The organism is Pseudomonas sp. Ant30-3 (genome assembly GCF_000690905.1).
In the GTDB taxonomy this organism is placed as follows: Bacteria; Pseudomonadota; Gammaproteobacteria; order Pseudomonadales; family Pseudomonadaceae; genus Aquipseudomonas.
Window position 1 is genome coordinate 1 of the sequence record NZ_JMCL01000158.1, and the last position, 10,523, is coordinate 10,523.

Below are 10,523 nucleotides of genomic sequence, written 5' to 3' on the forward strand. Positions count from 1 at the left end.
AGCTACGACGTTGCTGAAGAGACCCGCAATCAGGTGGCCCTGCCTTGGTATGCCCAAGTAGGTGCGACCAGCCCTCAAGTTATTGGTGCTTCCAAAGGCGCGGCTGCCATGGCTCTTTTTACTGAGCGTGTGGGTCAAGATCGTCCTTGGGACCATAAGCCGATACTCGCCGAGAAATACAATGGTGTCGTCTACCACAAACAGGGCGATTACGATTACTTCTACGACATTTGGTCGAACATTCACTATGGCTATGTGGGGCGAGCTGGGGGCCTTTCAGAAAGCGCCCTGTCCGATGGGGCGGGGCTTGAGCAAATAGCTTCCGAGTCTGTCAGAAAACTTTTTGATTGGAAGAAACGGCAATGGCCGGACGCGGCTGAAGATGTCGATGGGTTGCGGGCTTACGACGACGATCAGGACCGAATATCTATCGGTATCGGGATTAAACTATTCGCCGAGCAACCTAACGGTGGTATTACCGCCCAAATGATAATGGACAAAGTTCTTGCAGTTAAACCGAAGGATTGGGGGGATGGCGTTCGTGAACACGTTTGCAAGAAAATTGAGTAAAGGCAAAGTGGTAACTCTGCTCCTGCTCGCAACGTTCTTATTTTGGTATCTGACGCTTCCTCGAGTAGTCGTCAATTACCCCAAGGATGGCAAGGATGAGCTGCGCTATATCTGGAATACCCAGCACCGCATTGACAAAGGAGGCATCCTCCCTGGTGAAGGGACAGCAGACATTGGCCACATCTTTCCCGATAAGAATTTCTTCATGATGTTCGATTGGTGGTCGAAAAAGGGATTGCGGAGGTGTATCGCCATCACGCCAAATTGGGGGAAAACGACAGAAATCAACCTTGATGAAACAGGCAGGATCGACACCACAAAAACTTCCTCTGATGTTATTGCTCGTTTGAAGCCATGTAAGGGGGAACTTGATCCTTTCCGCCCCTAAAGCGTCCTGTCAGCGTCACGGCAAGTTAGTATTCCAGCATCAACCCGCTCAAGCGCTTGACCTTACGCCGCACCGCTTCTTCGAACACACCGGTGCGTGGTTCGATCAAAGTAAACCAGTGCTTGGCCCGGGTAATGCCGGTGTAGATCAGCTCTTTGGTCAGGACAGGATTCAGGGCATCGGGCAAAATCAGCGCGGTGTGAGCGAACTCGGAGCCTTGGGATTTGTGTACCGTCATCGCGTAAACGGTTTCGACATCATTGAGCCGGCTTGGCAACACAAAACGCACACCGCCCTGGCCATCGTTTCGCGGGAAGGCGACTCGCAGTACCTGCCGCCCCGCTTCGGGGCCCTCGCGCTCCGGCAATCTCAGCGCGATGCCGATGTCGCCGTTCATCAGGCCCAAACCGTAATCGTTGCGGGTCATCAGCACCGGTCGACCTTCGTACCACTGCTGATTGCTGTCGATCAATCGGCCCTTGAGCAGCGCCTCGGTCACGCGTTGATTCAAACCTTCGACGCCCCACGGTCCCTTGCGCACCGCGCAGAGCAACTGGAAGGCGTCGAACGCCTGCAACACTTGCTGCGCCCAAACAGTCCAGCGCGAATCTTCGAGCGGACTGTCGAGCGCTGGCCGCTGGCTGCGCAGCAGGCTCAGGTAATGGCGATACCCTTGCGGCCCCTCGCCGTGGCCTTCGAGCAGCAAACGCTCCAGCGTCCGGTCGTGCTCACCTTTCAAGTGCAGGGAAAACACATCGGCGTGATTCCCTGCCTGCAGCAACTGGCGCGCTTCCTCCGCTTGCTGACGATTCACCCGACGCGCCAGCTGGCCGATTCCGCTGCCCTCGCCGAACCGGCGCGAATGTCGCAGCATGACGACCTGCTGAGCCAGCGGATGCGCTCCGTTGAGATCCTCCTGCAAATCGCTGCTCGTCAGGTTTTCACCACTGACCTGTTCCAGCCACTCGCGGGTTTTCGGGGTGTACCAACCGGCTTCGGCGTCACGGCACAGATCACCCAGCACGGCACCGGCTTCAACCGACGCCAACTGATCCTTGTCACCGAGCAGGACGAGTCGGGCATGGGCAGGCATGGCATCGAGAAGGCTGGCCATCATCTCCAGGTCAATCATCGAGGCTTCGTCCACCACCAGAACATCCAGCGGCAGGAGATTGCCAGCGTGATGGCGGAAGTGTCGGGTACCCGGTCGGCTGCCGAGCAGACGGTGCACAGTGGTGACATCCGAGGGGATTTTGCTGCGCACGGCGTCATCGACATCCAGCGTGCGAACTTGTTGACTGATGGACTCGGTCAGTCGCGCCGCGGCTTTGCCAGTGGGCGCGGCGAGACGGATGCGTAGCGGTTTGCCGGCTTCGACTGCGGGCGCTTGCAGCAACGCCAGCAAGCGCACGACCGTGGTGGTTTTGCCGGTGCCCGGGCCGCCAGTGACAATGCTGAATGCGCTGCGAGTGGCCAAGGCACAGGCGAGTTTTTGCCAATCCACCACCTCGCCCGGTCGTGCAGGTCCGAACAGCGCGGTAAGGCGTTCAGGGAGATCAGCCGGCATGCTTTCGTGCTCAGCCAGGCGCAGGCGCAACGCGTGGTCGATGCGGCGTTCATACGTCCAGTAGCGGCGCAGGTACAAGCGTGTACCGGAAAGCACCAAGGGTCGTTGCTGCGCGGTTTCGCTGGCATCGTCCGCAGATGCCACCAGGCTGCTTGACGCCAGCACTTTGCACCAGTGGGCGCCGTCGAGTGCCTCCAGCAATTGCGAAGGCAGCAGCATAGCGCCCCCTTGCACGTCGCCTTCCGGCGGCAAAGACAAAGCGAAGTCTGGTTCCTTCAGCGTTTCGAGCACGTCCAGGCACACATGGCCGTGGCCCAACTGGTGACTGGTCAACGCAGCGGCGAGCAAGACCAGGGGATCGTCATCCGGCGCCAGTTCGTGCAGAAACGCCACGAAGGCTTTGTCCAGCGCCCGCAGCCAGCCGCGCTCGACCCAGCGCGTGAGCAACTTCAGCAGATCATCGGCGCGGCTCAGCGGTGCCAAATTTGCGAGGCTTTCGGCAGCCAATGGCATCGGCAACAAATCGGCGAAGGTGCGGCTCACAGCAGTTCTCCCTGAACCCACGCAGGTTCGGCTTTGGGTTCCGGTTTACCTTGGAACAGACGATCCAGACGCTCGATCAACGCTCTTGGCGGACGGGCAAAGTACACACCCCGGCTTTGCGAACGCGTACCGCGCAGGAACAGATACACCGCGCCGCCCACATGCCGGTCGTAATCGTAATCGGCAAGGCGCGCTTTCAGTTGGCGGTGCAGTGCCAACAGATACAGCACATATTGCAGGTCGTAACGGTTATCCAGAATCGATTGCTCCATGGCTTGCTCGGTGTACGCCATGTCGTCGACACCCAGCCAGTTGGATTTGTAGTCTGCGACGTAGTAACGGCCCTCATGTTCGAAGGTAAGGTCGATAAAACCTTTGAACATGCCGTTGAGCAGCACCGGCTCAGCTGCAACGCGAGCGACGCCGTTGTGAGTGTGCTGACAAACCAGCTCGTCGAGTATGAGCACATCGACCTTATGGCTGGCAAACCAGAACTCCATCTCGACGCGATACTGAGTCAATCCTTCGAGTATCACCGGCGCCTGATCCGCACCCACCGGCAGCGGCGATTTGAGCAGGTGTTGCAGCCAGTCGCTCAATGTCGATATCCAGCCTTCCCAGCCCCGGCGATTGCAACGACGTGCGATAGCGTCCTCTATGGCTTGAGGCGTTGCGGTGAAACCTTCGTCACCGGCCCACTCCAACAGGCCATGGAGGAAAGTGCCTGGGCCGGGACCGCGCGGGAACCGATGGATATCGGCGCCGCCGGTGATGATTTCTCGCGGCGCTTCGGGATCCAGGCGCTCATCATCGAACAGCTTTTGCGCTTGCGGATTCTCCGGCGCTTCGTCGCTGCCCACGCTCAGACTGTCGCCGATTCGCAAGGCGCTGTAGGAAGCAATCCACCAGTTCTCGCTAGCCTTGCGACTGGGAACCAGCGGCGCGAGTAACCGCGCATTGTTGGGTGGCGGATGGTACTGCTCGGCCGTCGGCTCGGGCATCTCGGCGTAAACAAGCGCCGGACAGTCCTGCTGCAAATCCTCAAGCCAACGCTTCAAACCTGCCGACTCGGCCAGCGGCGCGCCACCGCCGAGCAGATAACCCAGTGCCGAAAGGTGCAATACCGAACTGTTGTTATTGCCCCGTTTCAGATCAGTGACGCCTAGCCAACAGGCATGCTGCGCGCGAGTGAGCGCGACGTAGAGCAGGCGCAAATCCTCGGCCAGCCGCTCATCATCCGCCAAGGCAATCAACTCCGGCGTGGGCTTCAGGGTCATCTGCGGCTTGCCGTTCTCGTCATGGTAATGCAGCGGCAAACGACTGCCATCCACTGGCTTGGCCGAACAAATAAACGGCAGAAACACCAAGGGATATTCGAGCCCTTTGGATTTGTGAATGGTCACGACCTTGACCAGTTGCTCATCACTTTCCAGGCGCAGGATCTGCTCCTCACCCGCCTGCCCGGACAAGGCCAGATGCTCGGCAAAGTAGCGGATCAGCGCCTGCTCGCCATCGAGTTCAGCGGCTGCCTGTTGCAGCAACTCGGACAGGTGCAACAAATTAGTAAGAACGCGCTCGCCATCGCTGCGGGCGATCAATGTCTGCGGTAAGCGAAAGTCATGCAGCAAGCGTCGCAACATTGGCAGCACCCCCTGCTTGCGCCAGAGTTCGCGATAACCACGGAATTGCATGACGCGCGCTTCCCAGGCCAGTTCGTCCTGATTGAGACGCTCCAGTTCGGCCAGCGACAGGTCGAGGGTAATGCAGGCAAGAGCGGCCCTTAATGTGCGCTCGATATCCGGCTCTGCACAGGCCTTGAGCCAGACCAGCAAGTCGTGGGCCTCCTGAGCGGCGAATACGGAGTCCTTGTCCGACAGGTAAACGCTGCGCACTCCGCGATCGGACAGCTCTGCGCGTACGGCCTGAGCCTCTTTACCGTCGCGCACCAGAATGGCGATATCCGCTGGCAACAGGCCTTCGAAGTCTTTGCCGTCCTGCATGAACCCTGCGGTCCCCTGCTGACCGCCATTGAGCAGAGCGGTAATCTGACTGGCGCACGCCGAAGCCATCTGCTGCCGGTAACTGGCGCCGGACAATGGTTGATCAGCGGACAAATGCCAGATATTCAGAGCGGGTGGCACCTGACCATCGATGCTCAAAAACTCTTTGCGGCCCTGCGACCCGACTGGCAAAAACGGCACAGGGTTTTCACCAGTTTTTTCCCGAAACAAAAAGGCGCCCCGGCCGGACTCGCGCAGTTCGGCCCGCTGGAAAACATGGTTCACCGCGCTGACCATACCGTGGCTGGAGCGGAAGTTGGTGCCCAGCGTGTGCAGTCGACCTGTAGTCGCCAGACGGGCGCGCAAGTAGGTATGAATGTCGGCGCCGCGGAAAGCGTAGATGGCCTGTTTCGGATCACCGATGAGGAACAGTCCGCTCTCAGGATTGTTTTCTTCGATGCGATAGATGGTTTCGAAGATCCGATACTGCACCGGATCGGTGTCCTGGAATTCGTCGATCAGCGCCACTGGAAACTGCTCGCGAATCAAGGTAGCCAAGCGCTCGCCGCCCTCGGATTGCAGTGCGGCATCGAGGCGCAACAGCATGTCATCGAAACCCATTTCTGTGCGGCGACGTTTTTCTTCTTCGAAGCGCGCGCCTACCCACCGTGCGGCGTGCTCCAGCACCGCCGCATCGGGGCTCGGCAAGCCTTCGAGACTGGCCTTGAGCCCGGACATCGCATCCAGTCCGGGGTGATTGGGCACGTCGCCTTTTTTCCAGGCTTCAGCCATTCCGTCGGGCGTCAACCGAGTGAAACCGGTACCGATATCCAGCAGCTCGATGGTTTCATCTTCAGCCCAGGATTTCATCTTTTCGAACCAGGGTTCGAAATAACGCGCCTGCATCTTTCGGCCGTCGACACTTTTGCTTTCGACGCCCGCGTAACAGATCGCGAGCAGTTCGTCCGCCCACTGCCGCCAGGGCATCTTGAGTTCGAGCAAGGCAGTGCTACGTTCCAGCAGTGACTCGGTGATCAGATCAACCGGACCTTTACCTTCAATACTGTCGCGCTGGCTGGCGAACAAACCCCGTACTCGCGGCAATAATGCTGCCGGACCGCCCCAGTTGGTGCGAACCCAATTCAAAGCATCGCCCTGCATCGGGTAGCAATGCAGTCGCCAATAATCACGCAGGACTTCGCCCAGCAAATCGCTGTGGTCGGTTTCCAGTGACTGGGTGAACAGGCTGCCACTGTCGAAGGCGTGTTCGCGCAACATCCGCTGACACCAACTGTGGATGGTTGAGACGGCGGCTTCGTCCATCCATTGTGCTGCGATGTCCAGGCGATTCGCACAGCCGGACCATTGTTCGGGAACATACTCGTCACGCAAATCGGCAATGAGTGCATCCGGCGCGGGAGTTTCATCGCGGAAGTACCGCGCAGCTTCTGCAAGACGCGTTCGAATACGCTCGCGCAACTCTTTGGTCGCCGCATCGGTGAAGGTCACGACGAGGATTTGCGGCGGCAATAATTCACGGCCGAACCCGCTGGTTTCTCCGCCGTGGCCGAGGACGAGACGCAGATAAAGAGCAGAGATGGTAAAGGTTTTACCAGTCCCGGCACTGGCTTCGATCAGCTGACTGCCGCGTAACGGGAAAGCCAGGGCCAGAGGCGTTTTTTTAGTCATGACCGCGCCTCCTCGCTGGTCAGTGATCGCCATCGAGCCTCAAACATCGGTTTGTACAAAGCGGTGCACCAGTCGGGAAAAGTCTCGTGGGCAATCAGTGCGTCGTAATCGACAAATTGACGAAGAAGTGCGGGGCTTTCGCGACGCTCGCCTTCGCTGGTCTGACCGTCTCCTTCATATGCTTTGCGGGCAGCGGCGTCGGCTTTGACCGGATCTGTTTGAGCGAGCCAGGCGAACGCAGTCTTGACGGCGACGGGCAACGGCTGGCGCATGCCTGACTGCCAGGCCAACAACAGATCACCCAGGGTGCTCAATGCGGCTGTTTTCTCCATCGGTTCCAGCAGCAGAGTGTCGTCACTGGCCACCAGAGCGGTCGTCATCGCCATGCCGCTGGCGCAGGCCACCAAGTGATTAACCCAAGGTCGCGTGAGGCGATGCCATTTGCGGGACTTGACCGAGCCGATGCTGTTGGGAATGGTGGTCAGTGACAGTAAGCCACCGTCAGCCCGTTGATGCAGTCCACTTAGCCAGCCTTCAAGTCGTAAACCTTGCAACTCCAGGCTCACAGGAAGTGCACTGCTGAGCGGCGTTGGCCACAGCGCAAGGATTTGGTGATAACGCTGCAACAAGTCCGGCAACGGTTCGATCAGCTCCCGCTGAATGTAATCACCAAACCCGGCCAAAGGTAGTAGGCCACTGTTTTGCAGACGTTTTGCGTGAACTTCGAGCGCATGATCGACCCGATCCAGCTGGCCCATCGCAGCCTCGAGCAAACTGTCGCTGAGGTTATAACGCTGGAGTGCGTCCAAGACGAACGGCTCCTCGTCAGGGAGAGGAACTTCAGTCGCTTCGAAAAACACTTTGAGGCGCTGACTGAAGAAATGTCGGACCGGATTGCGCAGGAAATCCTGCAACTGCCCCAGGCTCAGCGGCTCTTCCTGAATATAGTCGTCAAGCAGTTCGGTAGCATCGTTTGTTGCATTGGCTTGATGGAGCACCTGCCATTCATTGGCATAGCTGAACAGTTGGTCGCCTTCATGAAAATAGCGGGCGCTGAAAGGTTGCAGTGGATGTTCCTGGGTCAACGCTTCAAGCAGGTTTTCGTCGGTGCCAGGCAGTCGCCAGCCACTGGCTAGATGGTCGCGCAACTGGCCGATCAATACTGACGCCGGGCGCTCGCTGTTATCCCGGATGCTGCGCCCGACCCAACTGATGTACAGCTGATCACGGGCTGACAACAAGGCCTCGAGCAGTAAATAACGGTCGTCTTCGCGCCTGGAACGATCACCGGGACGGTAATCGCTGCCCATCAGGTCGAAATCCAGCGGTGGCTGCGCACGCGGGTAATCCCCATCGTTCATCCCCAGCAAACACACCAGTTTGAACGGGATTGCACGCATGGGCATCAAGGTGCAGAAGTTGACAGACCCTGCCAGAAAGCGCTGGGACAGCCGACCTTGGTCGAGACCGGCAAGCCAGGCCTCGCGAACCACTGTAAGCGGCAATTCATCGTGCAAACCGACGGATTCACAGGTGTCCAGCCAGGTCTCTCGCAACTCTTCGAGCTGGGCCAGCACATAGTCGTCGTGTTCGTTACTGGCCTGGAAAAACAGCTGTACCAAAGCTTGCAGGCGTATGCCCCATTGTTTCGGCGTTGCCGGATGAGACAGTTCCTGGTGAGCGACCTCCAGCGTATCCAGCAATGCAACAAGGGGCCCGATCAGTGCGGCATCCAGACCACCTATCTCGTCGTAGGGCTCAATGCCCTCACAAGCACTGGCGCTGCCGACCGCATAGCCGAGCAACATCCGTCGCAGCCCGAAACGCCAACTGTTTTGTTCCAGTTCCGGTGGCAGACCCAGACCCGCTCGCTGCTCGGCATTCATGCCCCAGCGAATACCCGCCCCTTCAATCCAGCGATGCAGAGTCGGAAGGTCACGCTCCTGGACTCCGAAGCGCGCGCGCAGTGCGGCAACATCAAGCAAATCGAGGATTTCGCTGACCGGAAAACGACTGTCGGGAAGTTTGAGCAGATGCTCGACCGCAATCAGTAGCGGGTCTCGACCGCGCTGCCCCTGGTCGGTAAGGGTGAATGGAATGAAGCGGGGATCCTGTCGCTCCATCTGACCGAAGACAGCGCGAATGTGCGGCGCGTAACTGTCAATATCCGGGACCATCACGATGATGTCGCGAGGGCGTAATTCAGGATCTGCACTAAAGCGTGCGAGCAACTGGTCGTGGAGTATTTCGACTTCTCGCTGGGCACTGTGAGCGATGTGAAAACGGATGGATTTATCTTTCTGCAAATCGACCGCAGGCCAATGCTCGCGGGTTTCAATGAGTGGGCGCAGTTCAAGAATATCGTCCTGCAGTTCGTTGAGCATGCTCTGCGGCTGGCTGTCACTGAACAGGTCGATACGCCCGTCGCGGAATGCAGCGCGATAGCTGTTCGGATCGTCATAGCTATCCAGCAGATTGATGTAGTCACGCCCTTGCTTACCCCACGCGGCGAGGAGTGGGTGAGCATGCTGATGCAGTGTTTGCGGGTCGAGCACGACTGGCATGCCGCTTTTGCGCGCTTGCCGTTTGTATTGATGCCTTAGCAGGTCTTTATCGGCGACGATGTCTGCCCAATGATGGCGACACGGATTATGCACGCAGAGCAAAACCTGACTGAAGCGCGCCAGTCCCGCCAGGGCTTCCAAAGCTTGGGCAGGCAGCGAGGAAATGCCGAAGACGATTACTCTTGAAGGCAGGCCATCGGGCGCTACGTCCAGGCTATTGATCCGTTCTATAAACCGTTGATGGACGCCCGCCCGGCTCTGCGCCATGCCTCGTTCGCCGACATCCAGCAGCAATGCACGCCACAACTCCGCTTGCCAGCAGTTGGCAGGGGTAAGGGGCTTGGCTTCCCCTCGAACGTTACGTAATTGATGGCGACCTTCAGCCCAGTCTTCGAGCCAGTCAGCCCGGTAGACCTGATATTGGTCGAACAAGTCAGCCAGGCGTTCGGCGAGCTGATAGCGTTTACGTAGATCGGTGTCATGCGTAAGGAAGCGTTGCAAGGGTTCGAAGTGCGGTTGATCGATCAACTGCGGCAGCAGACGCATGAGGCGCCAGGTCAGCGGAGCTTTATCAAGCAAGGATTTGACGGGGATTTCATCTCGGCCCAGCACCATGCGGTACAGCTGCCACATGAAGCTTCCCGGCAACTGGACGTCAATGGCTGCGGCAATGCCGCATCCGCCCATTTCGTCCTCTTCAGGATCTTGCGCGAGGGCCAGTTTGAGCCATTGCGCGATACCGTTGCTCTGTACCAGAGCGATTTCATTTTCCAAGGGAGCCAGCGGGTAACGCCGCATCCAGCTGACCACCAGGCTGCGCAACTCGTCCAGACGGTTACCGTGAACCACCATAAAACCAGCATTGAGGGACATTGCGTCCGGCATAAAGGCTTCCTTGGAAAATTTCAAAAGCTAGGGCCAAACCTTAGCACTGTCGGACGTCCAAGACAGCCGGACGCCGTCCGAAGATGCTGTACGAACTTTCCTGCGGCCAAAACAAAACCCCTACCTGCATACGCAGATAGGGGTTTCGGAATTTAATCTTGACGATGACCTACTCTCACATGGGGAAACCCCACACTACCATCGGCGATGCATCGTTTCACTGCTGAGTTCGGGATGGGATCAGGTGGTTCCAATGCTCTATGGTCGTCAAGAAATTCGGGTACCGAGTCGTGGCCAGCTGGCCGCGCTTCAGCAAA

5 protein-coding genes and 1 rRNA gene are annotated in these 10,523 nt (G+C 58.3%); 2 read left to right on the forward strand and 4 right to left on the reverse strand.

Going from position 1 to position 10,523, the window contains the following annotated elements:
* The coding region (locus tag DU29_RS0127570; RefSeq protein WP_028624596.1) for a polymorphic toxin type 44 domain-containing protein at positions 1-570 on the forward strand (570 nt) is incomplete at its 5' end.
* Positions 533-958, forward strand: a complete 426-nt coding sequence (locus DU29_RS0127575; RefSeq protein WP_050483197.1) for a hypothetical protein — start codon at positions 533-535, stop codon at positions 956-958. The genes DU29_RS0127570 and DU29_RS0127575, both read left to right, overlap by 38 nt.
* A gap of 25 nt (positions 959-983) precedes the next feature.
* Here DU29_RS0127575 and recD read toward each other — a convergent pair whose 3' ends face one another.
* From recD to rrf, 4 genes are all read right to left on the reverse strand, one after another.
* Positions 984-3,068: an exodeoxyribonuclease V subunit alpha gene (recD, locus tag DU29_RS0127580; RefSeq protein ID WP_028624598.1), complete on the reverse strand. Its 2,085-nt coding sequence runs from the start codon at positions 3,066-3,068 to the stop codon at positions 984-986.
* Positions 3,065-6,757: an exodeoxyribonuclease V subunit beta gene (gene recB, locus DU29_RS0127585; RefSeq protein WP_028624599.1), complete on the reverse strand. Its 3,693-nt coding sequence runs from the start codon at positions 6,755-6,757 to the stop codon at positions 3,065-3,067. The genes recD and recB overlap by 4 nt, the downstream gene beginning before the upstream one ends.
* Positions 6,754-10,206: an exodeoxyribonuclease V subunit gamma gene (recC, locus tag DU29_RS0127590; RefSeq protein WP_028624600.1), complete on the reverse strand. Its 3,453-nt coding sequence runs from the start codon at positions 10,204-10,206 to the stop codon at positions 6,754-6,756. Before recC ends, recB begins: the two co-directional genes overlap by 4 nt.
* Before the next feature lie 156 nt (positions 10,207-10,362).
* Positions 10,363-10,478 (reverse strand): 5S ribosomal RNA (gene rrf, locus DU29_RS0127595).
* Positions 10,479-10,523 lie beyond the last annotated feature (45 nt).

Coding starts and splice junctions, on each gene's coding strand:
- recC (WP_028624600.1), bottom strand. CDS start 10,206: ATGCCGGACGCAATGTCCCTCAATGCTGGTTTTATGGTGGTTCACGGT.
- DU29_RS0127575 (WP_050483197.1), top strand. CDS start 533: ATGGCGTTCGTGAACACGTTTGCAAGAAAATTGAGTAAAGGCAAAGTG.
- recB (WP_028624599.1), bottom strand. CDS start 6,757: ATGACTAAAAAAACGCCTCTGGCCCTGGCTTTCCCGTTACGCGGCAGT.